The sequence below is a fragment of the Bradyrhizobium sp. USDA 3315 genome, assembly GCF_054056795.1.
The window spans coordinates 6,167,264-6,193,436 of the sequence record NZ_JBSRYP010000001.1; the positions used below are offsets into that span (position 1 = coordinate 6,167,264).

18 protein-coding genes and 1 pseudogene are annotated in these 26,173 nt (G+C 64.5%); 15 read left to right on the top strand and 4 right to left on the bottom strand.

Annotated elements, in window-relative coordinates; translation table 11 throughout:
• Positions 1-28 precede the first annotated feature (28 nt).
• Positions 29-1,234, bottom strand: a complete 1,206-nt coding sequence (locus tag ACVIYL_RS28725) for an ABC transporter substrate-binding protein (RefSeq protein WP_253608200.1) — start codon at positions 1,232-1,234, stop codon at positions 29-31.
• A 200-nt stretch (positions 1,235-1,434) separates the two neighbouring features.
• Between ACVIYL_RS28725 and ACVIYL_RS28730 the strand changes: the two genes are divergently transcribed.
• Together ACVIYL_RS28730 and ACVIYL_RS28735 are read left to right on the top strand one after the other, a co-directional pair.
• On the top strand, positions 1,435-2,199 hold the full coding sequence (locus ACVIYL_RS28730) for a FadR/GntR family transcriptional regulator (protein WP_018272155.1): 765 nt from the start codon (positions 1,435-1,437) through the stop codon (positions 2,197-2,199).
• 59 nt (positions 2,200-2,258) lie between these two features.
• Complete coding sequence (locus tag ACVIYL_RS28735) at positions 2,259-3,872, top strand: acyl-CoA synthetase (protein WP_253608202.1); 1,614 nt, start codon at positions 2,259-2,261, stop codon at positions 3,870-3,872.
• Between the two features lie 5 nt (positions 3,873-3,877).
• Here the strand turns inward: ACVIYL_RS28735 and ACVIYL_RS28740 are convergent, their stop codons facing one another.
• Positions 3,878-4,711, bottom strand: a complete 834-nt coding sequence (locus tag ACVIYL_RS28740; RefSeq protein WP_456780375.1) for a DUF3313 domain-containing protein — start codon at positions 4,709-4,711, stop codon at positions 3,878-3,880.
• Positions 4,712-4,915: 204 nt separating this feature from the next.
• Between ACVIYL_RS28740 and ACVIYL_RS28745 the strand changes: the two genes are divergently transcribed.
• The 7 genes from ACVIYL_RS28745 (at position 4,916) to ACVIYL_RS28775 (ending at position 10,450) form a co-directional block, all read left to right on the top strand.
• A complete protein-coding gene (locus tag ACVIYL_RS28745) occupies positions 4,916-5,662 on the top strand; it encodes a response regulator (protein ID WP_057019557.1) in 747 nt (248 codons plus the stop codon).
• A 20-nt stretch (positions 5,663-5,682) separates the two neighbouring features.
• On the top strand, positions 5,683-6,999 hold the full coding sequence (locus ACVIYL_RS28750) for an ATP-binding protein (protein ID WP_456780376.1): 1,317 nt from the start codon (positions 5,683-5,685) through the stop codon (positions 6,997-6,999).
• Between the two features lie 336 nt (positions 7,000-7,335).
• Positions 7,336-7,527 (top strand): preprotein translocase subunit SecE, encoded by a 192-nt coding sequence (secE, locus tag ACVIYL_RS28755; protein ID WP_028335448.1) that lies wholly within the window; start codon positions 7,336-7,338, stop codon positions 7,525-7,527.
• A gap of 20 nt (positions 7,528-7,547) precedes the next feature.
• A complete protein-coding gene (gene nusG / locus ACVIYL_RS28760; RefSeq protein ID WP_021081670.1) occupies positions 7,548-8,081 on the top strand; it encodes a transcription termination/antitermination protein NusG in 534 nt (177 codons plus the stop codon).
• A gap of 130 nt (positions 8,082-8,211) precedes the next feature.
• Positions 8,212-8,640 carry a 50S ribosomal protein L11 gene (gene rplK / locus ACVIYL_RS28765; RefSeq protein ID WP_016840552.1) on the top strand — a complete coding sequence of 143 codons (429 nt, stop codon included), beginning with the start codon at positions 8,212-8,214 and terminating at the stop codon, positions 8,638-8,640.
• Between the two features lie 6 nt (positions 8,641-8,646).
• Positions 8,647-9,339, top strand: coding sequence for a 50S ribosomal protein L1 (gene rplA, locus ACVIYL_RS28770; RefSeq protein WP_018272150.1), 693 nt, complete (start codon positions 8,647-8,649; stop codon positions 9,337-9,339).
• Between the two features lie 154 nt (positions 9,340-9,493).
• On the top strand, positions 9,494-10,450 hold the full coding sequence (locus tag ACVIYL_RS28775) for a 2-hydroxyacid dehydrogenase (RefSeq protein ID WP_456780377.1): 957 nt from the start codon (positions 9,494-9,496) through the stop codon (positions 10,448-10,450).
• An 8-nt stretch (positions 10,451-10,458) separates the two neighbouring features.
• On the opposite strand, the gene ACVIYL_RS28780 is transcribed toward ACVIYL_RS28775, so the two are convergent.
• The gene (locus ACVIYL_RS28780) at positions 10,459-10,611 is read right to left on the bottom strand and encodes a hypothetical protein (RefSeq protein ID WP_456780378.1); all 153 of its coding nucleotides are present in this window, start codon (positions 10,609-10,611) and stop codon (positions 10,459-10,461) included.
• 89 nt (positions 10,612-10,700) lie between these two features.
• Positions 10,701-11,162: a hypothetical protein gene (locus ACVIYL_RS28785; RefSeq protein WP_456780379.1), complete on the bottom strand. Its 462-nt coding sequence runs from the start codon at positions 11,160-11,162 to the stop codon at positions 10,701-10,703.
• A gap of 619 nt (positions 11,163-11,781) precedes the next feature.
• Here ACVIYL_RS28785 and rplJ point away from each other — a divergent pair.
• The 6 genes and pseudogenes from rplJ to ACVIYL_RS28815 all read left to right on the top strand — a co-directional run bounded on the left by rplJ (position 11,782) and on the right by ACVIYL_RS28815 (position 26,135).
• Complete coding sequence (gene rplJ / locus ACVIYL_RS28790; RefSeq protein WP_028335452.1) at positions 11,782-12,300, top strand: 50S ribosomal protein L10; 519 nt, start codon at positions 11,782-11,784, stop codon at positions 12,298-12,300.
• Positions 12,301-12,352: 52 nt separating this feature from the next.
• The gene (rplL, locus tag ACVIYL_RS28795) at positions 12,353-12,733 is read left to right on the top strand and encodes a 50S ribosomal protein L7/L12 (RefSeq protein WP_028335453.1); all 381 of its coding nucleotides are present in this window, start codon (positions 12,353-12,355) and stop codon (positions 12,731-12,733) included.
• A 441-nt stretch (positions 12,734-13,174) separates the two neighbouring features.
• Positions 13,175-17,295, top strand: a pseudogene (gene rpoB, locus ACVIYL_RS28800) (DNA-directed RNA polymerase subunit beta).
• 127 nt (positions 17,296-17,422) lie between these two features.
• Positions 17,423-21,625 (top strand): DNA-directed RNA polymerase subunit beta', encoded by a 4,203-nt coding sequence (gene rpoC, locus ACVIYL_RS28805; RefSeq protein WP_057019552.1) that lies wholly within the window; start codon positions 17,423-17,425, stop codon positions 21,623-21,625.
• Between the two features lie 180 nt (positions 21,626-21,805).
• The gene (locus tag ACVIYL_RS28810) at positions 21,806-23,866 is read left to right on the top strand and encodes an FAD-dependent oxidoreductase (RefSeq protein ID WP_456780380.1); all 2,061 of its coding nucleotides are present in this window, start codon (positions 21,806-21,808) and stop codon (positions 23,864-23,866) included.
• Positions 23,867-24,092: 226 nt separating this feature from the next.
• Positions 24,093-26,135: an ABC transporter ATP-binding protein gene (locus tag ACVIYL_RS28815; RefSeq protein ID WP_456780381.1), complete on the top strand. Its 2,043-nt coding sequence runs from the start codon at positions 24,093-24,095 to the stop codon at positions 26,133-26,135.
• Positions 26,136-26,173: the final 38 nt, after the last annotated feature.

A 26,173-nucleotide genomic window follows, 5' to 3' on the forward strand; every position in this document is an offset into this window, starting at 1 on the left:
CCCGGACCCCGGCCATGATCATGTTTGCCTACTTGATCAGCGGGCAGCCGCCGTCCTTCAGCGGCCGGAACGCCTGGTCGCCGGGCACTTCGGCGAGCACCTTGTAGTAATCCCACGGCGCCTTCGATTCCTCGGGCTTCTTGACCTCGAACAGGAACATCGAGTGCACCATGCGGCCGTCCTCGCGCACCACGCCGTTGTCGGTGAAGGCGTCGCGGACCGGGGTCGCGCGCATCTTGGCCAGCACCGGCCTGGTCTCCTTGGTGCCGGCGGCCTTCACCGCGTTGAGGTAGTGCAGGGTGGCGCTGTAGGTCGCGGCCTGGTTCATCGTCGGCATCCGCTTCATGCGCTCGAAGAAGCGCTTGCCGAAGGCGCGGGTGCGGTCGTTGAGGTCCCAGTAGTAGGCCTCGGTGATGATCAGGCCCTGCGCGAGCTTGAGCCCGAGGCTGTGGATATCCGAGATGAACATCACGATGCCGGCGAGGTTCTGGCCGCCCGCGACGATGCCGAATTCGGAGGCCTGCTTGATGGTGTTGATGGTGTCGGCGCCGCCATTGGCCATGCCAATGATCTTGGCCTTCGAGGCCTGCGCCTGCAGCAGGAAGGACGAGAAGTCCGGCGTGTTGAGCGGATGCCGCGCACTGCCGAGCACCTTGCCGCCGGCGGCGCGGACCACGTCGCCGGTGTCGCGTTCGATCGAATGACCGAACAGATAGTCGGCGGTGATGAAGAACCAGGTATCGCCGCCGTTCTTCACGATCGCGCTGCCGACGGTGTGGGCGTTGGCGTAGGTGTCGTAAGTCCAGTGCAGCGTGTAGGGCGAGCAGGACTTGCCGGTGATGTCGGAGCTCGCCGCATCCGTCACGATCATGATCTTCTCGAACTGCTTCGACATCTCCATGCCGGCGAGCGCGGTCGCCGAGGTCGGCATGTCGATGATCATGTCGACATTCTCGGCCTCGTACCATTTGCGGGTGATGGTGGCGGCGACGTCGGCCTTGTTGAGGGCGTCGGCGGTGACGAGCTCGATCGGCTTGCCGAACATCGACCCGCCGAACTCCTCGATCGCCATCTTGGTGGCCTCGACATTGCCGGCGCCGCCGATGTCCGAATAGACCGACTGGAAATCCGTGAGCACGCCGATCTTGAGCGGCGCCTGCTGGGCGAGCGCCGGCCCTGCCAGCACAGCCGCGATCAGGCCGGCGGCGGACAGACTCGTGACGATGGATTTCATGATGGTGTGCCTCCCCGAGGTGCTCTTATCAGTTTGTCCGACAAAGCTACATTTGCCCGGTTCCGGTGTCAATTCCGGCCGCCTGGGTTCCGGCCGCCTGGGTGCGACAATCAGGCTGGATATCGCTCATTTGACGCCCCAAAGGCCTTCGCCTATCCTTTGTCCGACAAACGACAATCGGGAGCCCCGGGGAGCTGAAGATGCCCACCACGCCGCTGTTCCGGCGCATCGATGTCGCGCCGGCCTATCAGAAGGTCGCCGACGCGATCGAACGCGAGATCATCAACGGGCGGATCAAGCCGGGCGAGCCGATCGGCACCGAGCAGCAGCTGGTTGCGCAGTTCGGCGTCAACCGCTCGACGGTGCGCGAAGGCATTCGCGTGCTCGAGGAGGGCGGACTGATCCGCCGCGATTCCAGCCGCCGGCTGCAGGCCTGCCTGCCGCGCTACAACAAGCTCGCGACGCGACTGTCCCGCGCGCTGATCCTGCACGAGGTGACGTTCCGCGAATTGTTCGAGACCTCGATGACGCTGGAGGTCGCGAGCGTCGAGGGCGCGGTGGAGCGCGCGACCGAGGAGAACATCGCCGAGCTCGCCGGCAATCTCGAGCGCAGCGCAGCTGTCGTCGGCAATCCCGCTGCGCTTGCCGAGCTCGATGCGGAATTCCATGTGCTGATGGCCAAGGCCTCGCAGAACCGCGTGCTGCAGCTGGCGCGCGAGCCCGCCGCGCAACTGTTCTTTCCGACCACCGAGATGATCGTGGGCGGCGTGCCTGAGGGCGGCGCGCGGCTGGTCGAGGCGCACCATCATCTGCTCGACGCGATCAAGCGGCGCGACAAGGAGGCCGGCGTGCTGTGGACGCGGCGGCACCTGCAGGACTGGCGGCGCGGTTTCGAGAAGATCGCCTCGCTCGATCGCTCGGTCGAGCACACCTACATGGAACACGCTTACGCCGCGCGGCAATAGCGACGGCGCGGCCGAGACAAGACGAAGACAACGACAACAAGCACATTCGGGAGGGACAAATGAGCGGAGACATCGCAGCAACCATCCAGCGCGCCCGCGAGCACAGCATCGGCGATCTGCTGCGCCGGTCGGCGAAGCGCTACCCCGGCAAGACCGCGCTGATCTGCGGCGCGGTGAGCTGGAGCTTTGCGGAGATGGACGCGATCTGCAATCGGCTCGGCCGCGGCTTGCTCGCGCTCGGCGTTGCGAAGGGCGATCGCGTCGCGGTGCTGTCGCGCAACTCGCACGGCTTCGCCGCGCTACGCTTTGCGGTGGCCCGGATCGGCGCCATCCTGGTGCCGATCAACTTCATGCTCAATCCGGACGAGATCAATTTCATCCTCGCCAATTCCGGCGCCAGGCTGCTCGCGGTCGGCCCCGATTTCGTGGAGACGGCGCACGCTGCGGCCGCCAAGGGCTCGGCGGTCGAGACCCTGGTCTGGCTGCCCGGCGAGGATCCGGCCACCGCGCCCAACGGCATCACGACGTTCGACAGCCTGTTGCACAGCGACGCGTCGGCGCCGGAGGCGTCGGTGGACAGCCTCGATCCCGCGCAGATCATCTACACCAGCGGCACCGAGTCGCTGCCGAAGGGCGCGATCCTCACCCACGAAGCCGTCATGTGGCAGTATGTCAGCTGCATCATCGACGGCGGCATGGCGACGGACGACACGGTGCTGCACGCGCTGCCGCTCTATCACTGTGCGCAGCTCGACGTCTTTCTGGGGCCCGCGATCTATCTCGGCGCCACCAGCCTCATTACCGGCAAGCCGGTGCCTGACAATGTCCTGGCGCTGATCGCGGCCCACAAGATCAATTCGTTCTTCGCTCCGCCGACGATCTGGATCGCGATGCTGCGCTCGGGCGCGTTCGACCGCACCGACCTGTCGACCCTGCGCAAGGGCTATTACGGCGCTTCGATCATGCCGGTCGAGGTGCTGCTCGAGTTGCAGCGCCGGCTGCCCGACGTGAAGTTCTGGAATTTCTACGGCCAGACCGAGATCGCACCGCTCGCGACCGTGCTGTCGCCGGAGGACCAGCTGCCGAAGGCCGGCTCGGCCGGCAAGCCCGCGATCAATGTCGAGACGCGGGTGGTCAGGCCTGATATGACCGACGTCGGGGTGGGGGAGGTCGGCGAGATCGTGCATCGCTCGCCGCATCTGTTGTCAGGCTATTACAACGATCCGGTCAAGACTGCGGCCGCGTTCGCCGGCGGCTGGTTTCATTCCGGCGATCTCGCGACCATCGATGCCGACGGCTACATCACCGTCGTCGATCGCGTGAAGGACATGATCAAGAGCGGCGGCGAGAATGTCGCGAGCCGCGAGGTCGAGGAGATGATCTACCGGTTGCCTTCGGTGTCGGAGGTCGCGGTGGTCGGGCTGCCTGATCCGCGCTGGATCGAGGCGGTGACCGCGATCGTCGTGGTCAAGGCCGGCCAGAGCCTCGATGCCGACGCCGTCATCAAGCATTGCGCGGCGTCGATGGCCCATTTCAAGGTGCCGAAGCAGGTCATCTTCGTGGATGCCTTGCCGAAGAATCCGAGCGGCAAGCTGCTCAAGCGCGAGCTGCGCCAGCGCTATCTCGGCGGCGCCACGCTCGACCAGGCGGTGCAGAAGAGCTTCGCCGGCTAGGCTGTCTATTGGCCAGCTGTCGCCGGCGCCTTGTCCGACCATTCCGGCGGCAAGCCGAGCTTGCCGGCGGCCATTCCGACCAGGCCGGGATTGCGGCCGAACGCCTCGCAGGCCGCGTATTTCGGCTTGCCGCCGAGCGTTGCGCCAATCTTGTCGAACGACGGCAGCTCCGGTGCCTTTCCGAATGGCGTGCTGCCGGTGACGACGAGCTTGCTGAAGTCGTCGCTGAAGGAAGGGGCGAGATCGTAGGCGTCACCGGCGCTCGAGACCATCGGCGAGTTGGTGAACGAATTCGCCCCGCGGGCCCAGATCATCGCCGCCTGCTGGCGGCTGGCCTGATCGCGCACCTCGGCTTCGACGGTCAGGCTGCCAAGCCCGACTGGCAACCGCGGCACCGGCACCGGCACGCCTGCGCCGAGCGCGCTCGGCAGGAAGCTGACCACCTTGGAAGTGCCCGCCGCGACCTCGTCGGTGGGCGCCGCCTGGGTGACAAGCGCGTGCACGGACAGATCCGCAGGCTGATCGGCACCAACGACCTGAAGCCGCTCGCTTAGGCCGACGCACAGCGAACGATCGATCGCGTTGGCCACCAGGTGCCGCTGCTCCTGGGACAGCGTCGGCGACGCTGCCTGCGAGAAGGTCGTCGGGACGATCCGCACCGTCTTCGCAGCGAGGACCTCGTCCTTGTTGACGCGAACCAGCGATTTCGCCAGCACGCCGTCGGACGGCGTGAGATTGTCGTAGGATGCCAGTGACCCGCCCCGCGTCATCGGTGCGCTGGCACAGCCCGACAACAACGCCACCACAACCGCAGCGCCCGGCAGAAATTCGATTCTCATGTACCCCTCGAACGACCGCTCACCCCACGAACGATCGCACGTCACGATAGGGCAGGGCCGCCCGGGTCGGGATTAAGAGATATTAAGTCAGATGTAGCTCGCGAAACCGCGCGACCTATTTGAGCCACATTTGGCCGTGCAGGCTTAACAAAACGCTATATTTGCGCACTGCGCATCCGGGGCCGAGGCCTCTAAAATGCCGTGATGCAAATCCTGGAATACGACCTCGTGGCTTTCCCCGTCACCAACGCACGCATCCTCTGCGTCGAGGACGATGCCGATATCGCGCGCATGCTGGCCGAGGTGCTTGAGGACAACGGCTTCAGGCCGGTGCTGGTCGGCTCGGCCGTGGAGATGGATGCGCTGCTCAAGCGCGAGAGCTTTGATCTCGTCGTACTCGACGTGATGCTGCCGGGCGAGGATGGGCTGAGCATCTGCCGGCGCCTGCGCATGTCGTCTTCGATTCCGATCATCATGGTCACCGCGCGGGGCGAGGACATCGACCGCATCCTCGGCCTCGAGCTCGGTGCCGATGACTACGTCACCAAGCCGTTCAATTCGCGCGAACTGGTCGCCCGCATCCGGGCGCTGCTGCGCCGCGTCGAGAGCGGCGCCACGTCGCGGTCACGGCCGCGTCCGCTGACCTTTGCCGGATGGCGCATCAACCCCACCACCCGTGAGCTGCATGACCCCGCGGGCGTCCGGATCACGCTGACCGGTGCCGAGTTCGATCTGCTGCTGGCGTTCTGCCGCAATCCTGGGCAGGTGCTGTCACGCGAGCAATTGATCGAGCAGGCCTTCGGCGGCCTGATCGCCTCAGTCGAGCGCAGCGTCGACGTTCATATCAGCCGCATCAGGCAGAAGATCGAACCGGATCCGAAGGACCGCTCGATGATCAAGACGGTGCGGCTCGGCGGCTACCTCTTCACGCCTGCGGTCGAGCAGATATGATGGGATGGGCGCAGCGGCTGATGCCGCGCAGCGTCGCTGCTGCGCAACTCATGAGCCTCGTCGCGCTCTCGGAACTGATCGGCATCACGCTCGCGGCGGTGACCATCATTTTTCTGTTCGATTCTCCCTCGATCACCGACACGCAGAAGTTTCTTGCCGGGCGGGTCGCGGAGCTCACGCAGCTTGTGCGTTCCACGAAGACGCCGGCAGACGCGGATGAACTGCTGGCCGCAGCCAGGCGCGGCGGTCTCGACGTCAGGCGCGTCGCCTTGGGCGAACTGGTGCCTCGAACAGCCGCAGAGACGCGGTCGTTTTCCATGCGAGCGTTCCGGCAACTGGCTGCCGAGCCCGGAATTGAATTGATGGAGGATCTGCGCCATCCCGCAGGCTCGTCGTCACAGGTGATCGTGAGACTCGACGATGGCCACGCGCTGATGGCCGACGTTGCGGTCAAAGGCGGCCTTTGGTCCACTTTGCTCCGCCCGCTGGCCGGGGGCACGATCATCGTGCTGATCTCGATGCTGCTGCTGTCGGTCTATGCGGTGCGTTGGGTGATCGCGCCGCTGGCCGATGTCGCGCGTGCCGCGACCTCGTTCGGCCGCTCGCCGCGGGCTCCCGAGGTGTTGCGCCGGCGCGGTCCGCTCGAGATCGCCCAGGTCGCCGACGCGCTGAACGACATGCGCACACGTATCGCAGCGCTGCTCGACGACCGCACCCGCATGCTCGCCGCCATCAGTCATGACCTGCGGACGCCGCTGACCCGGCTCAGGCTGCGCACCGAGCGCGTCGGCGACGACACCCTGCGCCCGGCGATGCTGGGCGATATCGCCAAGATGACGCGCATGATCAACGAGACCCTGGAGTATCTGCGCGAGGATGCCCGCTCGGAGGCGGCGTCGTTCATCGACCTGCCGAGCTTCCTGCAGACCATCTGTTCGGACTTCGCCGACATGGGCCACGCGGTATCCTATGCCGGGCCGGCGCGTCTGCCTTATGCCTGCCGGCCCCGCGCGCTGTCGCGCGCCGTCACCAATATCGTGGAGAATGCGGTCAAGCACGGCAGCAAGGTCGCGGTGACGCTTCGCCCCATGGAGGCCGGCCACATCGAGATCGAGGTGGCGGATGACGGTCCGGGCATCCCACCTGCGCTGCACGACAAGGTGTTCGAGCCCTTCTTCAAGGCCGACAGCGCCCGGCAGGAGGGGGGCTTCGGGCTGGGGCTATCGATCGCGCAGGATATCGCCAAGCGCCATGGCGGCAGCATCGCGTTGAGGCTGCGGGAGCCGAGCGGACTGCTCGTATCGATGCTGCTGCCGCCAAAACCCGGCCTGGCCTAGAGGGGCGAGACGAACGACGCTGATCCCGCCAGGACGCCAGGGGATCGCAGGGCGCCGGCTAAGCCCTTGATTTGGAGAGACCAATGCCCGATCTGCCCGAACCGGGCGGGAGCCGGACCCGACCCCGCCGACCTTGACGTTTGGCCGGTCTCGCAGTAGATACTCGCCACTCGCAGCCGGCCCGCTTTGATGGCGGATATCCGGCGCGGCCTAATTCCCCGAACATTCGAGCTCGTTTATCGGCTCAACCTTCCAAACGAGGGCTGGGTCCGCAAGGTCGGCTGTTCGGATTCCTTGAAACGTTGCAATCGTCCGGAGACGGACGCGGATCTCACGATGGCTTTCAGCCCGTTCAAATTCCTGCAGGAAGTGCGCTCGGAGACCGCCAAGGTCACCTGGCCGACGCGCCGCGAGACGACCATCACCACCATCATGGTGTTCGTGATGGTGGCGCTGGCCTCGGTCTTCTTCTTCGCCGCAGATCAGATCATCCGCTATCTGATTACCCTGATACTGGGCATCCACTGATGAGCATGGGAACTCAATTGATGGACAAGCGCTGGTACATCGTCCACGCCTATTCGAACTTCGAGAAGAAGGTTCAGGAATCGATCCGCGAGCAGGCCAAGCAGCGTGGGCTGGAAGAACTGTTCGAGCAGATTCTAGTGCCGACCGAGAAGGTCACAGAGGTGCGCCGCGGCCGCAAGATCGACGCCGAGCGCAAGTTCTTCCCGGGCTATGTGCTGGTGAAGATGAAGCTGACCGACGAGGCGTTCCATCTGATCAAGAACACCCCGAAGGTGACCGGCTTCCTCGGCGCGGAAAACAAGCCGATGCCGATCTCGGAAGCGGAGGCGATGCGGATCCTGCACCAGGTGCAGGAGGGCGTGGAGCGTCCGAAGGCGTCGGTGTCGTTCGAGATCGGGGAGAACGTACGCGTGGCCGACGGCCCGTTCGCTTCGTTCTCCGGCGTGGTGGAAGAAATCGACGAGGCGCGCTCGCGCGTCAAGGTCGCGGTGTCGATCTTCGGCCGCGCGACGCCCGTGGAACTGGAATTCGGTCAGGTCGAAAAGGTGGTCTGACCGGACGGCGCGGGGTATATGCCTCGCGTCAAGTCGAGAGGCCGTGGGAGGGAGGAGGCGGTCGCCAGCCCCTTCAACCGAACCACGGAACCTGAAACCGCCGGCCCGTCCGGCACAACAGGAGTGATAAATGGCAAAGAAAGTGACCGGATACCTGAAGCTTCAGGTCCCGGCCGGTGCGGCGAATCCTTCGCCCCCGATCGGCCCCGCGCTTGGTCAGCGCGGTCTCAACATCATGGAGTTCTGCAAGGCGTTCAACGCGCAGACCCAGAAGGAAGAGAAGAACACCCCGATCCCGGTGATCATCACCATCTATGCGGACCGGTCCTTCACCTTCGAGATGAAGACCCCTCCGATGTCCTACTTCCTCAAGCAGGCCGCCAAGATCCAGTCCGGATCGAAGGCGCCGGGCCGTGACAAGGCCGGCCAGGTGACCAAGGCGCAAGTGCGCGAGATCGCCGAGAAGAAGATGAAGGACTTGAATTGCGACACCATCGAATCGGCCATGAAGATGGTCGAGGGCTCTGCCCGTTCGATGGGTCTGGAAGTTGCGGGGTAACGGGCCATGTCAATCGGAAAGCGTTTGAAGAAGGCCCGCGAGGGCGTCGATCGCGAGAAGCTCTATCCGCTCGCGGATGCCATCAAGATGGTCAAGGAGCGCGCCAAGTCGAAGTTCGACGAGACGATCGAGATCGCGATCAATCTCGGCGTCGACCCGCGCCACGCCGACCAGATGGTCCGCGGCGTCGTCAACCTGCCGAACGGAACCGGCCGTACGCTTCGTGTCGGCGTGTTCGCGCGCGGCGCCAAGGCTGAGGAAGCCAAGGCCGCCGGTGCCGACGTCGTCGGTGCGGAAGACCTGGTCGAGAAGGTGCAGGGCGGCGCGATCGATTTCGATCGTTGTATCGCCACGCCCGACATGATGCCCCTGGTCGGCCGCCTCGGTAAGGTGCTCGGTCCGCGCGGCATGATGCCGAACCCGAAGATCGGCACCGTGACCATGGACGTCACCAACGCCGTGAAGGGCGCCAAGGGCGGCTCGGTCGAGTTCCGCGTCGAGAAGGCCGGCATCGTGCAGGCCGGCATCGGCAAGGCCTCGTTCTCCGAGGACAAGCTGGTCGAGAACGTCAAGGCGCTCGCGGACGCGGTCTCCAAGGCGAAGCCGGCGGGCTCCAAGGGCACCTACATCCAGCGCGTGGCGGTTTCCTCCACCATGGGCCCGGGCGTGAAGGTCGAGCCGGGCACAATCCTCGGCTGAGGTCTCTGGCCGTGACGAGATAAAGAGGGGCGGGACCGGGCAACCGGTTCCGCCCTTTGTTTTGCCAAAGCGTTTTCGAGCGAAGTGGCTACCGGTTCGCGTGAAGAAAACGCGCCAAGACAAGATCTGAAGCCTCTCGCAAGAAAGAACAACAATGCCCGATAAGGTCCTGGTCTATTCACGCTTTCCCAAGGCCCAGCTGATCCGCTTCGGCGAGCGCTATGAGCTGCTGAACGCGGCGGGCAAGCGATTGGATGAAGCGTTCCCGGCGGCCGAGCTCGCCGATATCCGCGCCATGATCACCGCGGGCGGCACGGCGCTCGGCACGGAGGCCATGGACATGCTGCCGAAGCTCGGCGCAATCGTCTGCTACGGCACCGGTTATGACGGCGTCGATCTCGCCGCGGCCGCCAGGCGCGGCATCGCGGTCGGCCACAGCCCGGGGGCCAATGCGGCCTCCGTCGCCGACACGGCGGTGACCTTGATGCTGGCGTCGGTGCGGCGGCTGCTGGTGGCTGACAATTACGTGCGGAGCGGCGACTGGGCCGGTGCAAAGCCGTCGCCGATGATGCGGCCGCAGGCCGGCATGCGCGGCCGCAAGGTCGGCGTCTACGGCATGGGCGAGATCGGCCGCAAGATCGCCGCCCGCGTCGCGGCCTTCGAGACCGAGGTCGGCTATTTCAGCCGCTCGAAGCAGGACGTGCCCTATCAATACTTTCCGACGCTGGAGGCGCTCGCCGATTGGTGCTGCGTGCTGCTGGTGGCCGTCCGCGCCGGCGCCGAGACCGAGCATGCGGTCAATGCCGACATCCTGCGCCGGCTCGGCAGCGACGGGTTCGTCGTCAACATCGCGCGCGGCTCGGTCATCGACGAGAAGGCGCTGGTCGCAGCGTTGACCGACGGCGTGATCGCCGGCGCCGGCCTCGACGTGTTCGCGAGGGAGCCACATGCGCCCGATGCGCTGACCGCGCTGCCGAATGTGGTGCTGTCGCCGCATCTCGGCGGCCACACGCTGGAATCGCACGTCGCGATGCAGGATTGCGTGCTGGCCAATCTCGACGCGTTCTTTGCCGGCAAGCCGCTCGCCTATCCGGTGACGACCGCGCCCTGACCGGAGCTTCAGCTCCGGCGCGGCGCGTGGCGCAGCTTGTCCGGGTTGCGGACGATGTAGATCGCCGCAATCCGGCCAGTCTCGCCGTCGATCGCCATGCTCAATGTGTGGTCGACTTCGCCATCGAGGAAGATCAGCGCGCCCACGCTGCCATTGACCATCATCGGTTCGACGCGAACCTCGCTGCCGGCGTTCTTGCCGGCGATGCCGGTGATGAAGCGGACGATCTTCTCTGCCCCCTTGATCGGCTTCAGCGCCGCCAGCTTGCGGCCGCCGCCGTCGGTGATCGCGATGGCGTCCTCGCGCAGCAGGTTGGCGAGGGCGGAGACGTCGCCGCTGGCCGCGGCCTTGCAGAATGCCGCAGGGCGGAATAGAGGGCGAGCGCCGCGGGCAGGACGACCGCCACCAGATCGGATGCGGCATGGCGGTCGTGGCCGCCGGCGATCATCACGAGATGCAGCAGGCCGTGGCCGGCCAGGAACGCGGCGCCCGCGACCGCTGCCGGCCACCAGGCCGGCCACAAGGCTCGCGCCGCCAGGCCGAGCCCGGCCGCGATGAAGGCAATGCCGACGTCCTGGACCAAATGAGAGTTGAACGGACCGGTATCGGCGGCGCCGGGCACCAGCGACCACCAGAGGGAACCGGCCGACAGCATCACCAGCCCATTGGCGAGGTTGAAGAGGGCGAGAATTCCTGCAATCCATCGTTTCATGCGAGCCTCCAGCGCCCAGACGAGCGGCGGCATTGGAGCGTGACGCCGTCCGGGAAGAAATTTTTCGCTGGGCCGGGCAGGTCGCCGAACTGGTCTGAAATTTGCTCTTGGCAAGCAGGGCAGGACCGGCTACATAGCGCCTTCCGGGCGTGCTGGCACTTGCTGGCATGTCCGTGCTCGCAATCCGAAAACCTGAGATGATAGGAGATCATTCCTTTCCGCATGCCCGCAAGGATGCTCGAAAGGAAGGAGACCCATCGCCTTCAGAGGAATGAGAGCAGGGGCCTTCAGCGTGCTGAAGTGCCTCGATCCTGTCCAAGACTGCAGGCGCCCGCGAGAACTTCGTGTTTTCAACGGCTTAATCGCATGGCCTGCATAGACGGGTGAAGACCGGATTTTGCACTCCACGTCGCGATCAGTTCGCGGCCGGGAGGCTGGTTTGGTTCGAACCTCGACAGCCCATGGCCGCAAGGCTTTGGGAGGGCAGGCTTCTAGATGTCGTCTTGCCCGGCATGTCCGAAGGGTCTTGCGCCCCAAGGATCAGGTTTAGGGCGGGACGATGGGTGCAACCCGGCGGTCCTGCCTTCGCGGAAAGGCCGCCAACCGGAAAGAGCTTGCTGTGGAACGAGCGGCAAAAAAAGAGTCGGTCGAACAACTTAACGAGGTCTTCAAGACCACGTCGGTTGCGATCGTTGCTCACTATTCCGGCCTCACCGTGGCCCAGATGCAGAAGCTGCGCATGCAGATGAAGCAGGCGGGCGCGTCGGTGAAGGTCTCGAAGAACCGTCTCGCCAAAATTGCTCTTGAAGGCACTGACGTCGCTGCCATCGGCTCCCTGCTGAAGGGGCCGACCGTGATCGCTACTTCGAACGATCCGGTTGCGGCGCCAAAGGTTGCCATCGAATTCGCCAAGGCGAACGAGAAGTTCGTCATCCTCGGCGGCTCGATGGGTAAAACCGTCCTGAATGTCGACAGCGTGAAGGCGCTTGCCTCACTGCCGTCGCTCGACGAACTGCGCGGCAAGATCGTTGGCCTCCTCGTGGCGCCGGCGACCAAGCTTGCTCAGCTCTCCAACGCGCCCGCGGCCAAGCTCGCACGCGTCATTCAGGCTCATGCCTCAAAGGGCGAAGCGGCCTGACCCTTCGCTAATCTCAAACCTGGTTCGAACCAAACGTTTAAGGAACTGAACAATGGCTGACTTGCAGAAAATCGTCGACGACCTCTCAAGCCTCACCGTGCTCGAAGCGGCCGAACTCGCCAAGCTCCTCGAAGAAAAGTGGGGCGTGTCCGCCGCTGCCGCCGTTGCGGTTGCCGGCCCGGCTGCTGGTGGTGGCGGTGCCGCTGCTCCGGCTGAAGAGAAGACCGACTTCACCGTCGTGCTGGCTGGGGCCGGCGACAAGAAGATCGAAGTCATCAAGGAAGTCCGCGCCATCACCGGCCTGGGCCTGAAGGAAGCCAAGGACCTCGTCGAAGGCGCTCCGAAGCCCGTCAAGGAAGGCGTCAACAAGGAAGAAGCCGACAAGATCAAGGCCCAGCTCGAGAAGGCTGGCGCCAAGGTCGAGCTCAAGTAATGCGCGATCCGGGAGCGCCGCAGGGCGCTCCCGGGCCATGCAAACGGCGTGCGACAGGTTGTCGCGTGGCGCGTCGGACACAAAAAAGTGTGGGGATCCGTGGACTTAACCCTCGAATCTCCTTTATTGCCATCCCATATCGGGTTGGCAGCGGAAAAACACGGTAGGCGGCGGGGACGGCAGGGTCCCTGGCGGAAGCCGTTGGGAGACAGTCAGATTTCGGGCTTTTTCAGTCCGTAAAGCGGAGCGTTTGGACGAGCGGGTGCAGTGATGCGCCCCGCGCGTTGTTTTGCGTTTTGGAGGTGGTCGGGGCCGGGACGGGGATTTAATTCCTAACCTTGCGCTTCGTTCCTTCGAGACGATTCGAAATTCAACCCGGGGCCGATGGCAGTCGCTCCCGGAAGGTTCGCCCCACAAAGGCGACGAAAATGAGAGGCCACGATGGCGCAGCAGACATTCACCGGTCGCAAACGCGTACGCAAGTTTTTCGGTCACATCAAGGAAGTCGCCGAGATGCCGAACCTCATCGAGGTTCAGAAGGCGTCCTATGACCAGTTCCTGATGGTCGACGAGCCGACCGGCGGTCGGCTCGACGAGGGCCTGCAGGCGGTGTTCCGCTCGGTGTTCCCGATCTCGGATTTCTCCGGCACCTCGATGCTCGAATTCGTCCGCTACGAGTTCGAACAGCCGAAATATGACGTCGATGAGTGCCGCCAGCGCGGTATGACCTTCGCTGCGCCGCTCAAGGTGACGCTGCGCCTCATCGTGTTCGATATCGACGAGGAAACCGGCGCCAAGTCGGTGAAGGACATCAAGGAGCAGGACGTCTACATGGGCGATATCCCGCTCATGACGATGAACGGCACCTTCGTCGTCAACGGCACCGAGCGCGTCATCGTCTCGCAGATGCACCGTTCGCCGGGCGTGTTCTTCGACCACGACAAGGGCAAGACCCATTCGTCCGGCAAGCTGCTGTTTGCCGCGCGCGTGATTCCGTATCGCGGTTCCTGGCTCGACATCGAGTTCGACGCCAAGGACATCGTGTTCGCGCGCATCGACCGCCGCCGCAAGCTGCCCGTGACCTCGCTGATGTACGCGCTCGGTCTCGACGGCGAGCAGATCCTGTCGACCTTCTACAAGAAGATCACCTACAAGCGGACCAAGGACGGATGGCGCGTGCCGTTCGATGCCAACCGCTTCCGCGGCTATTCGACCGTCAACGACCTGATCGACGCCGACACCGGCAAGGTGGTGCTCGAGGCCGGCAAGAAGCTGACCGTGCGCCAGGCGCGCCAGCTTCAGGAGAAGGGCCTGAAGGCGCTGCGCATGTCGGACGAGGAACTCGTCGGCAACTATCTCGCCGAGGATCTCGTCAACCCGAAGACCGGTGAGATCTACGCCGAAGCCGGCGAGGAGATCACCGAGAAGTCGCTCAAGGTGCTGAACGAGCAGGGTTACAAGGACCTGCCCCGCTGCTCGACATCGACCACGTCAATGTCGGCGCCTACATCCGCAACACGCTGTCTGCCGACAAGAACATGACGCGCGAGGACGCGCTGTTCGACATCTACCGCGTGATGCGTCCGGGCGAGCCGCCGACGCTGGATTCGGCGCAGGCGATGTTCCAGTCGCTGTTCTTCGACGCCGAGCGCTACGACCTCTCCGCGGTCGGCCGCGTCAAGATGAACATGCGCCTCGAGCTCGATGCGCCCGATACCCATCGCACGCTGCGCAAGGAAGACATCTTGGCGGTCATCAAGACGCTGGTCGACCTGCGCGACGGCAAGGGCGAGATCGACGACATCGACCACCTCGGCAACCGCCGGGTGCGCTCGGTCGGCGAGCTCATGGAGAACCAGTACCGGATCGGCCTGCTCCGCATGGAGCGCGCGATCAAGGAGCGCATGTCGAGCGTCGATATCGACACCGTGATGCCGCAGGACCTGATCAACGCCAAGCCCGCGGCTGCCGCGGTGCGCGAGTTCTTCGGCTCCTCGCAGCTGTCGCAGTTCATGGACCAGACCAACCCGCTGTCGGAGATCACCCACAAGCGGCGCCTGTCGGCGCTTGGCCCGGGCGGCCTGACCCGCGAGCGCGCCGGCTTCGAAGTCCGCGACGTGCATCCGACGCACTACGGCCGCATCTGCCCGATCGAAACGCCGGAAGGTCCGAACATCGGCCTGATCAACTCGCTGGCGACGTTCGCGCGCGTCAACAAGTACGGCTTCGTCGAGACGCCCTATCGCAAGATCAAGGACGGCCGGGTCACCGACGAGGTGATCTATCTGTCGGCGATGGAAGAGGGTCGCTACCGCGTCGCGCAGGCCAACGTGCCGCTCGATGCCAAGGGCCGCTTCACCGACGACCTCGTGGTCTGCCGTCACGCCGGCGAAGTGCTGCCGGTGACGCCGGACAAGGTCGACTACATGGACGTGTCGCCGAAGCAGCTGGTTTCGGTCGCCGCGGCGCTGATCCCGTTCCTCGAGAACGACGACGCCAACCGCGCGCTGATGGGCTCGAACATGCAGCGCCAGGCGGTGCCGCTGGTTCGCGCCGAGGCGCCGTTCGTCGGCACCGGCATGGAAGGCGTGGTCGCCCGTGACTCGGGCGCGGCGATTGCCGCGCGCCGCTCCGGCGTGATCGACCAGATCGACGCCACCCGCGTCGTGATCCGCGCCACCGAGGATCTCGATCCGACCAAGTCGGGCGTCGATATCTACCGGCTGATGAAGTACCAGCGCTCCAACCAGTCGACCTGCATCAACCAGCGTCCGCTGGTGAAGGTCGGCGACATCGTCAAGAAGGGCGACATCATCGCCGACGGTCCGTCGACCGATCTCGGCGAGCTCGCGCTCGGCCGCAACGTGCTGGTCGCGTTCATGCCGTGGAACGGCTACAACTTCGAAGACTCGATCCTGCTCTCCGAGCGGATCGTGAAGGACGACGTCTTCACCTCGATTCACATCGAGGAGTTCGAGGTGATGGCCCGCGACACCAAGCTCGGTCCTGAGGAAATCACCCGCGACATTCCGAACGTCTCGGAAGAAGCGCTGAAGAACCTCGACGAAGCCGGTATCGTCTACATCGGTGCGGAAGTCCGCGCCGGCGACATCCTGGTCGGCAAGATCACGCCGAAGGGCGAGAGCCCGATGACGCCGGAAGAGAAGCTGCTGCGCGCCATCTTCGGCGAGAAGGCCTCCGACGTCCGCGACACCTCGCTGCGCGTGCCTCCGGGCGTGCAGGGCACCATCGTGGAAGTCCGCGTGTTCAACCGCCACGGCGTCGACAAGGACGAGCGCGCGCTGGCGATCGAGCGCGAGGAGATCGAGCGTCTCGCCAAGGACCGCGACGACGAGCAGGCGATCCTAGACCGCAACGTCTACAACCGCCTCGCCGAGCTGCTGGAGAACCGCCAGGGCATCGCCGGCCCGAAGGGCTTCAAGAAGGATACCAAGATCACCCGCGCGGTGCTCGACGAGTATCCGAAGTCGCAGTGGTGGCTGTTCGCCTCGCCGAACGACAAGCTGATGGCCGAGATCGAGGCCATGCGGAAGCAGTACGACGAGTCGAAGAAGGGCCTCGAGCAGCGCTTCCTCGACAAGGTCGAGAAGCTGCAGCGTGGCGACGAGCTGCCGCCCGGCGTGATGAAGATGGTCAAGGTCTTCGTCGCGGTGAAGCGCAAGATCCAGCCCGGCGACAAGATGGCCGGCCGTCACGGCAACAAGGGTGTGGTGTCGAAGATCGTTCCGATTGAGGACATGCCGTTCCTCGAGGACGGAACGCACGCCGACATCGTGCTCAATCCGCTCGGCGTGCCGTCGCGCATGAACGTCGGTCAGATCCTTGAGACCCATCTCGGTTGGGCCTGCGCCGGCCTCGGCAAGCGCATCGGGCAGACCATCGACGCCTATTATCACAAGCAGGATCTCAAGCCGCTGCGCGAGACCCTGAAGAAGATCTACGGCGAGGATGAAACTATCAAGTCGCTGAACGACAACGAGCTGGTCGAACTCGGCCGCAATCTGAGCCACGGCGTGCCGATCGCAACGCCGGTGTTCGACGGCGCCAAGGAAGCCGACATCGAGGAGATGCTGAAGCTCGCGGGCTTCGACGCCTCCGGCCAGTCGACCGTTTATGACGGCCGTACCGGTGATCAGTTCGATCGTAAGGTGACGATGGGCTACATCTACATGCTCAAGCTGCACCATCTCGTGGACGACAAGATCCACGCGCGTTCGATCGGTCCGTACTCGCTCGTCACCCAGCAGCCGCTGGGCGGCAAGGCGCAGTTCGGCGGCCAGCGCTTCGGCGAAATGGAGGTCTGGGCGCTGGAAGCCTACGGCGCCGCCTACACGCTGCAGGAGATGCTGACCGTGAAGTCGGACGACGTCGCCGGCCGTACCAAGGTGTACGAGGCGATCGTGCGCGGCGACGACACCTTCGAGGCCGGTATTCCGGAATCGTTCAACGTGCTGGTCAAGGAAATGCGCTCGCTCGGCCTCAACGTCGACCTGCACAATTCCAAGGTGGGACCGGCGTCGACGTCGGAAGCGGCCGAGTAACGCTGTGATCATGCCCGGCGCCAAACGCGCCGGGCCTCCGCACCCCGCTCGGACGTTGGGCGGGGCGCGCGCTGAATAAAAGTTTCGAATTTGCTGCCGGTGACGATCGGCACGCGAGGAGAAGACCATGAATCAAGAGATTATGAATCTTTTCAATCCGACGACCCCGGCCCAGGTCTTCGACCAGATCCGGATTTCGATCGCGTCTCCGGAGAAGATTCTGTCCTGGTCCTACGGCGAGATCAAGAAGCCGGAGACCATCAACTACCGCACCTTCAAGCCGGAGCGTGACGGCCTGTTCTGCGCGCGCATCTTCGGGCCGATCAAGGACTACGAGTGCTTGTGCGGCAAGTACAAGCGGATGAAGTACAAGGGCATCATCTGCGAGAAGTGCTCGGTCGAGGTGACGCTGTCGCGCGTCCGGCGCGAGCGCATGGGCCATATCGAGCTGGCGGCGCCGGTCGCCCACATCTGGTTCCTGAAGTCGCTGCCCTCGCGCATCGGCCTCCTGCTCGACATGACGCTGAAGGATCTCGAGCGGATCCTGTACTTCGAATACTACGTTGTGCTCGAGCCGGGTCTCACCGCGCTGAAGGACCGTCAGCTGCTGTCGGAAGACGAGTATCTGAAGGCGCAGGACGAGTACGGCCAGGATTCCTTCACCGCCATGATCGGCGCGGAGGCGATCCGCGAGCTGCTCAAGGGGCTCGAGCTCGAGAAGCTCGAGGCGACGCTGCGTGCCGACATGGCGGAGACCGACTCCGACATCAAGCACAAGAAGCTCGCCAAGCGTCTGAAGATCGTCGAGGCTTTCCGCGTTTCCGGCAACAAGCCGGAATGGATGATCATGACGGTCGTGCCGGTGATTCCGCCGGACCTGCGTCCGCTGGTGCCGCTCGACGGTGGCCGGTTTGCGACCTCGGACCTCAACGACCTGTACCGCCGCGTCATCAACCGCAACAACCGCCTGAAGCGGCTGATGGAGCTGCGTGCGCCCGACATCATCATCCGCAACGAAAAGCGCATGCTGCAGGAGGCCGTCGACGCACTGTTCGACAACGGCCGCCGCGGCCGCGTCATCACCGGCGCCAACAAGCGTCCGCTGAAGTCGCTCGCCGACATGCTGAAGGGCAAGCAGGGCCGGTTCCGCCAGAACCTGCTCGGCAAGCGCGTCGACTATTCCGGCCGTTCGGTGATCGTGGTCGGTCCCGAGCTGCGCCTGCATCAGTGCGGCCTGCCGAAGAAGATGGCGCTCGAGCTGTTCAAGCCGTTCATCTACTCGCGGCTCGACGCCAAGGGTCTGTCCACCACGGTGAAGCAGGCCAAGAAGCTGGTCGAGAAGGAGCGTCCGGAGGTCTGGGATATCCTCGACGAGGTGATCCGCGAGCATCCGGTGCTGCTCAACCGCGCGCCGACGCTGCATCGCCTGGGCATCCAGGCGTTCGAGCCGGTGCTGATCGAAGGCAAGGCGATCCAGCTGCATCCGCTGGTCTGCGCCGCCTTCAACGCCGACTTCGACGGCGACCAGATGGCCGTGCACGTTCCGCTGTCGCTCGAAGCGCAGCTGGAAGCGCGCGTCCTGATGATGTCGACCAACAACATCCTGCATCCGGCGAACGGCCAGCCGATCATCGTGCCGTCGCAGGACATCGTGCTCGGCCTCTACTACGTCTCGATCATGCGCGAAGGCCTGCCCGGCGAGGGCAAGATCTTCGGCGACATGGCCGAGCTCGAGCACGCCCTGCATTCGAAGGTCATCCACCTCCACACCAAGATCAAGTACCGGTGGGAAGGCCTCGACGAGGAAGGCAAGCACTCCAAGCGCTGGATCGAAACCACCGCGGGCCGCGTCATGCTCGGCAACCTGCTGCCGAAGAACCCGAAGATCTCGTACGACATCATCAACAAGCTGATGACCAAGCGCGAGATTTCCGGCGTGATCGATCAGGTCTACCGGCACTGCGGTCAGAAGGAGACGGTGATCTTCTGCGACCGCATCATGGCGCTCGGCTTCTACAACGCCTTCAAGGCGGGCATCTCGTTCGGCAAGGACGACATGGTCGTGCCGGCGTCGAAGTGGAAGATCGTGGATCAGACCCGTACGCTGGCGAAGGATTTCGAGCAGCAGTACAATGACGGCCTGATCACCCATGGCGAGAAGTACAACAAGGTCGTCGACGCATGGTCGAAGGCCGGTGAAGAAGTCGCCAAGGCGATGATGAAGGAGATCTCGTCCACCAAGAAGACGGCGGCGGGCGCGGATGCCGACATCAACTCGATCTACATGATGGCGCACTCCGGTGCGCGTGGTTCGCCGGCCCAGATGCGCCAGCTCGCCGGCATGCGCGGCCTGATGGCCAAGCCGTCGGGCGAGATCATCGAGACGCCGATCATTTCCAACTTCAAGGAAGGTCTGTCGGTGCTCGAGTACTTCAACTCGACCCACGGCGCCCGCAAGGGCCTCGCGGACACCGCGTTGAAGACCGCGAACTCGGGCTACCTGACCCGCCGTCTGGTCGACGTCGCGCAGGACTGCATCATCACGCAGACCGACTGCGGCACCACGCTCGGCATCAAGATGCGCGCCATCGTCGACGCCGGCACCGTGGTCGCCTCGCTCGGCTCGCGCATCCTGGGCCGCGTGGCCTGCGATGACGTGCGCGATCCCGCCACCAACGAGGTCGTCATCAAGCGTGACACCTTGATGGAGGAGAGCCATGTCGACGCGATCCAGCAGGCCGGCATCCAGGAAGTGAAGATCCGCTCGGCGCTGACCTGCGAGCTGATCAACGGCATCTGCGCCAAGTGCTACGGCCGCGACCTGGCCCGCGGCACCCCGGTCAACCACGGTGAGGCCGTCGGCGTCATCGCGGCACAATCGATCGGTGAGCCCGGCACGCAGCTGACGATGCGCACGTTCCACATCGGCGGTGCCGCGCAGCTCAACGAGCAGTCGTTCGTCGAATCGAACTTCGACGGCAAGATCGTGATTAAGAACAAGGCGATCGCCCGCAACAGCGAAGGCAGCCTGATCGCGATGGTGCGCAACATGGTCGTTGCGATCGTCGATGCCGACGGCACCGAGCGTGCGACCCACCGTATTCAGTACGGTTCGAAGATGCACGTCGACGAAGGCGATATGGTCAAGCGCGGCCAGCGCATCGCCGAGTGGGATCCCTATACCCGCCCGGTGCTGAGCGAGGTCGAGGGCACGATCGGTTTCGAGGATCTGGTCGAGGGACAGTCGATCTCGGAAACGCTCGACGAGTCGACCGGTATCGCCAAGCGCGTGGTCATCGACTGGCGCACGACGCGCGGCGGTTCGGACCTGCGTCCGGCCATCGTGGTCAAGGGCAAGGACGGCAAGGTGATGAAGCTCGCGCGTGGCGGCGATGCCCGCTACATGCTGTCGGTCGACGCCATTCTGTCGGTCGACACCGGCGGGAAGGTGATGCCGGGCGACATCCTGGCGCGTATCTCGACCGAGAGCGCCAAGACGCGTGACATCACCGGCGGTCTGCCGCGGGTGGCGGAACTGTTCGAGGCTCGCAAGCCGAAGGATGCGGCGATCATCGCGGAGACCGCGGGAACGATCCGCTTCGGCCGCGACTACAAGAACAAGCGCCGCATCTCGATCGAGCCGATGGACAAGACCGAGGAGCCGCGCGAGTACCTGATCCCGAAGGGCAAGCACATCCACCTTCAGGACGGCGACATCGTCGAAAAGGGCGATTTCATCGTCGAAGGCAATCCGGCGCCGCACGACATCCTGGCGATCAAGGGCATCGAGGAGCTCGCTGCCTATCTGGTCAACGAAATCCAGGAGGTCTACCGGTTGCAGGGCGTGCTCATCAACGACAAGCACATCGAGGTGATTGTCCGTCAGATGCTGCAGAAGGTCGAGGTCACCGATCAGGGCGACACCGACATGATCTCGGGCGAGCAGGTCGACAAGATCGAGTTCGACGCGCTCAACACCAAGGCCAAGGAGGAGGGCAAGAAGCCCGCCACGGGTACGCCGGTTCTGCTCGGCATCACCAAGGCGAGCTTGCAGACCCGCTCCTTCTTCTCGGCGGCGTCGTTCCAGGAGACCACGCGCGTGCTCACCGAAGCTGCCGTCAACGGCAAGGTGGACCCGCTCGAGGGCCTCAAGGAGAACGTCATTGTCGGCCGCCTGATCCCGGCCGGCACCGGCGCCTCGATGGCGCGGATCCGCGAAGTCGCGGTCAAGCGCGACAAGCTGATCCTCGACGAGCGCGAGAAGCAGCAGGCGGCGATCGTGCCGACGGCTCCGGAAGCGGAGCCGCTGGCGCTGCCGCCCGCGGAATAGGCATCCGCAAGACTACGGGTATGGCGAGAAGGCCGGCGTTTAGCCGGCCTTTTTGCTGCTTTCTTTGCTTGCTGCGGTGCAAGGACGCAGTTTGTTCATCTTTCCTTCAGGCAAAAAAGTGCCTTTGCTGGGGTGACTTAGACCGGCTGTTTGGCTCGCGCCGGAGACGACGGAATCCATATGCTCGACTTGGCTATCGTAGGCGGCGGCCCCGGGGGGCTGATGAGCGCCTGGTATTTGAAGCGCAAACTCGGCGACCTCTGCCGCGTTACCATCTTCGAGGCGTCGAACCGCCTCGGCGGCAAGATCGTCACGCGCAAATTCGACACTGCGCCCGCGATGTATGAGGCCGGCGTCGCCGAGATCTATGATTACTCGATGACGGGGCCGGACCCGCTGCGCGAGCTGATCCAGCATTTCGGCCTGCAGACGATCCCGATGGATGCCGAGCAGGTGCAGCTCGACGGCGAGCTGCTCGCCGACGTTCCCGGCATGCGCCGCAAATACGGGGCGAAGACCGCGGCCGCGATCGAGGCGTTCCGCAAGCGCTGCAGCGACCTGGTGTCGCCGATCGAATATTACGAGGGCGTCGGCGCCCACGACAACGAACACCCGTGGGCCTACAAGACCGCCGAGCAGGTCCTCGACGAGGAGGTCGAGGACGCGACCGCGAAGCGCTTCTTCAAGGTGATGGCGCGTTCCGACATCGCGACCGAGAGCCACAACACCAACGGCCTCAACGCGCTGAAGAACTACGTGATGGACGTCGACGGCTATATCGGCCTGTATTCGATCCAGAACGGCAACGAGCAGCTGATCGATTGTCTGCGCTCGGAAGTCAGCGCCGACATCCAGCTCAACCATCGTGTGCTCAAGGTCGGCAAGACAGCTGGCGGCCGCTACCAGCTCAACATGATGAACGGCAAGGGGCCGGAGATGCGCGACTTCGATCTCGTGCTGGTCTGCCTGCCGCACTCCTGGCTCGCGACCATGCGCTGGGACGGCGAACAGCTGCGCAAGTCGATGGTCAAGCACGTCGCCTATTTCGACCGGCCCGCGCATTATCTGCGGGTCTCGATCCTGTTCGACGAGCCGTTCTGGGGCGAGAAGATCCCGGGCGCCTGGTTCATGTCGGAAGCGTTCGGCGGCTGCTGCGTCTACAACGAGGGCGCGCGCCACGATGTTGGCAAGCACGGCGTGCTGAACTGGCTGATCGCGGGCTCGGATGCGCTGGCCTTCGCCAATCTCAGCGACCAGGAGCTGATCGATGCCGCGTTGAAGTCGCTGCCGGTCTCGCTCGGCGATGCGCGCGAGCATTTCCTGGAAGGCAAGATCCATCGCTGGCTGTCGTCGGTCAACGCGCTGCCGGGCGGCCTGCCGGTGCGCGACGTCATGACCAACCACCGGCCCGAGCCGAAGGAGCATCCCGGCATCGTGGTGGTCGGCGACTATCTGTTCGATTCGACGCTGAATGGACTGCTCGATTCCTCCGATGCCGCGACCGACATCATCGTCACCGAGATGATGCGGCTGCGCCGTAGCCGCGCGCAGGACGAGAGCTCGCTGTCCGACAAGATCGACCGCAGCTATTTCGACAATTATCGCGGCGTCGGCCCCTACAGCGAGGTCTGGCGCAACTTCACCGACCCGGCCTATCTGACGGACCTGATCAAGACGGTCTGGGGCAGGGCGAAGGGCTACAAGCTGCTGATCGCCGGCTCCGCCAGCGGCGAACTGGTCGGCGCGCTGCGCGAACGTGGCATCGATGCCTGGGGCATCGAGAACAACCGCTACATCCACGGCAAGACGCCGAAGGCGCTCAAGAAGTACAACAAGCTCGGCTCGATCGCCGACATGCCGTTCAAGGCCAACGAGTTCGACTTCGTGTTCGAGACCTCGCTGTGCCATCTCGGCGAGAAGCAGGTCGTGCGCGGGGTGCGCGAGCTCAACCGCGTGGTCAAGACCGGCGTCGTGTTCGCGTCGGTGACCTCCGACATGGCGGCGGCAGTGATCGATCGCTACGACCTGCTGCGCGGGGTGAAGAAGCTCGGCACCTGGTGGGAGTGGTCGGAATTGTTCTTCGGCAACGGCTTCGATCTGTCGATGCACCGCCGCGACTGCACCGATGCGCTGTGGACATTGACGCTGGCCGCCAACAAGGGGCCAGGGCAGTGGTACGCCGACTCCGACAGCCTGCGCTATTCCTTCTTCGACAAGGTCGAAGCCGACCTCGACGACTAGCGGGACCGACCGGAAGCTTTTGCCGCGAGCCGACCGGCCTCGTGTCAACCAGCTGTCAAACGGCGGCAATGCTTTGCTCCGCGAATCCGCGCGAGCGCGCCGCGGCGCGTCGGCCGTTCCAAACGCTTTGCCGAATTCGTCGTGATCGCATAGGATTACGGGCGCAGTGTTATCAGCTGCGGTTTCGATTTGCGGTCATGCCGGCCGTGGAGCATCGGTTGGTTTCATGGCGCCAAGACCTCCTGCATCAGACGATCCGACGAGAGCGGCGGCCGACGATCCCGAGCTGAAGAAGAAGCCCGCGTCCGGTCCGCCCGCGGCGGCCGCCTCCACGAAGCCGTCCGCGGCGCCGGCTGACGACGAAGAGGAAGACGACGCGGACGACGAGTTCGAGCTCGATGACGTCGATGATGACGAGGACCTCGTCGTCTTCACCGCCAAGGAAGCCGCCGGCGCGCTCTCCACGATCTTTGGCTTCGTCAGGCCGATCCTGGCGAACTACAGGAAGCCGTTCGCCTGCGTCGCCTTCGGCGTGCTGGTCGAGACGTTGTTCAACGTCATCATGCCGCTCAGCCTGAAATTCCTGATCGACGACGCGCTCGGCGAGGAGGATTTCGGGGCCCTCTACAAGATCCTCGGCGTGCTCGCGGTTGCCGGCATCGTCACCTCGATCATCGCGGTCTGGTACGAGCGCTGGGATGCGCGGCTGGGCGCCGGCATCATCGCCGACGTGCGGACGCGGCTGTTCGACCATGTCCAGAACCTGCCGTCGGCCTATTTCGCGCGCACCAAGCGCGGCGAGATCCTGTCGCGCTTCTCGATCGATCTGTCGGCGTTCGAGGGCTCGGTCAAGACCTTCGCCAACAGCGCGGCGCTGCCGGGCCTCGAGCTGGTCGCGGGCATCATCCTGATGCTGTTCCTGAACTGGCAGCTTGCCGTGGTCGCCTTGCTGGTGTTTCCGATCACCCTGATCGGGCCGCGCATCCTGACGCCGAAGGCGGTGCAGGCCAATTACGAGCAGAAGCAGAACGAGGCCGCGCTGCTCGGAACCGTGCAGGAGAACGTCGCCGCGCAGGCGGTGGTGAAGGCGTTCAATCTGCAGCGCCGGGCGCTCGGCTGGTTCACGATGCGCAACCGCGACGTCCGGGCCAAGGCCGCGTCAGCCATGTTCCTGTCGACCATGGTGGAGCGCACCGTCACCATCGCGGTGCTGCTGCTCCACCTCGTGGTGCTGGCGATCGGCGCCTATCTCGCCACCAAGGGGCAGATCACCGTCGGCACCTTCGTGACCTTCGAGAGTGCGTTCTGGGAGGTGTCGTACAACATCGCCCATCTGATGCATTTCATCCCGGTGTCGATCCAGTCGGCGGCGGCGGTGCGGCACATCCAGGAACTGCTCGACGAGCCGACCCGCGGCGCCGACCGTCCCGGCGCGCCGGATCTGCCGCGCATCACCAACGACATCTCCTTCGATCGCGTCACCTTCCAGTATGAGGGGGCACAGACGCCGGTGCTCGACAATCTCAGCCTCAAGCTCAATGCCGGCAAGAGCATTGCGATCGTCGGTCCCAGCGGCTCGGGCAAGAGCACGCTGATCAACCTGATCCTGCGGCTCTACGTGCCGGACGAGGGCCGCGTCGCCGTCGACGGCGTCGATATCCGCCGGGTGACGCGCGAGTCGCTGCGGGCCAACATGGCGGTCGTGTTCCAGGAGAACATGCTGTTCAACATGTCGATCCGCGAGAACATCCGGCTCGGCAAGGAAGGCGCGACCGACGCGGAGGTCGAGGACGCTGCCCGCAAGGCCGAGATCCATCGCTACATCATGAGCCTGCCGCAGCGCTACGACACGCCGGTCGGCGAGCGCGGCGATACCTTGTCGGGCGGCCAGCGCCAGCGCATCGCGATCGCGCGCGCGATCATCCGTAACCCGTCCGTGCTGCTGCTCGACGAGGCGACTTCGGCGCTCGACCAGACCACGGAGGCTGCGATCAATCGCACGCTGCTCAAGGTCGCCGAGGGCCGCACCATGATCTGGTCGACGCATCGCCTGACTTCGGTGGTCGAGATGGACGAGATCATCGTGATCTCCGGCGGCAGGGCGATCGAACGCGGCTCGCACGAGGAGCTGCTGGCCCGCAATGGCGTCTATCGCAAGCTGTGGGACGACCAGGGACATCTGAATCACGACGAGGACGCCGACGACGCGGATGATGACGATGATGACGATGATGAAGATGAGGACGAAGACGAGGATGAGGAGGCGTGAGGCCCGCGTCGCGGGCGATGGTCGAGCGCCAGATTTTT

Excerpts from the sequence above, each read along its gene's own strand:
- ACVIYL_RS28750 (WP_456780376.1), top strand. The coding sequence starts at position 5,683 with ATGCCGCGCAGCGTCGCTGCTGCGCAACTCATGAGCCTCGTCGCGCTC.
- rplL (WP_028335453.1), top strand. The coding sequence starts at position 12,353 with ATGGCTGACTTGCAGAAAATCGTCGACGACCTCTCAAGCCTCACCGTG.
- ACVIYL_RS28730 (WP_018272155.1), top strand. The coding sequence starts at position 1,435 with ATGCCCACCACGCCGCTGTTCCGGCGCATCGATGTCGCGCCGGCCTAT.
- ACVIYL_RS28775 (WP_456780377.1), top strand. The coding sequence starts at position 9,494 with ATGCCCGATAAGGTCCTGGTCTATTCACGCTTTCCCAAGGCCCAGCTG.
- secE (WP_028335448.1), top strand. The coding sequence starts at position 7,336 with ATGGCTTTCAGCCCGTTCAAATTCCTGCAGGAAGTGCGCTCGGAGACC.
- rplA (WP_018272150.1), top strand. The coding sequence starts at position 8,647 with ATGTCAATCGGAAAGCGTTTGAAGAAGGCCCGCGAGGGCGTCGATCGC.
- ACVIYL_RS28815 (WP_456780381.1), top strand. The coding sequence starts at position 24,093 with ATGGCGCCAAGACCTCCTGCATCAGACGATCCGACGAGAGCGGCGGCC.
- ACVIYL_RS28735 (WP_253608202.1), top strand. The coding sequence starts at position 2,259 with ATGAGCGGAGACATCGCAGCAACCATCCAGCGCGCCCGCGAGCACAGC.
- rplK (WP_016840552.1), top strand. The coding sequence starts at position 8,212 with ATGGCAAAGAAAGTGACCGGATACCTGAAGCTTCAGGTCCCGGCCGGT.
- ACVIYL_RS28780 (WP_456780378.1), bottom strand. The coding sequence starts at position 10,611 with ATGGTCAATGGCAGCGTGGGCGCGCTGATCTTCCTCGATGGCGAAGTC.
- ACVIYL_RS28740 (WP_456780375.1), bottom strand. The coding sequence starts at position 4,711 with ATGAGAATCGAATTTCTGCCGGGCGCTGCGGTTGTGGTGGCGTTGTTG.
- rpoC (WP_057019552.1), top strand. The coding sequence starts at position 17,423 with ATGAATCAAGAGATTATGAATCTTTTCAATCCGACGACCCCGGCCCAG.
- nusG (WP_021081670.1), top strand. The coding sequence starts at position 7,548 with ATGGACAAGCGCTGGTACATCGTCCACGCCTATTCGAACTTCGAGAAG.
- ACVIYL_RS28745 (WP_057019557.1), top strand. The coding sequence starts at position 4,916 with ATGCAAATCCTGGAATACGACCTCGTGGCTTTCCCCGTCACCAACGCA.
- ACVIYL_RS28810 (WP_456780380.1), top strand. The coding sequence starts at position 21,806 with ATGCTCGACTTGGCTATCGTAGGCGGCGGCCCCGGGGGGCTGATGAGC.
- ACVIYL_RS28725 (WP_253608200.1), bottom strand. The coding sequence starts at position 1,234 with ATGAAATCCATCGTCACGAGTCTGTCCGCCGCCGGCCTGATCGCGGCT.
- ACVIYL_RS28785 (WP_456780379.1), bottom strand. The coding sequence starts at position 11,162 with ATGAAACGATGGATTGCAGGAATTCTCGCCCTCTTCAACCTCGCCAAT.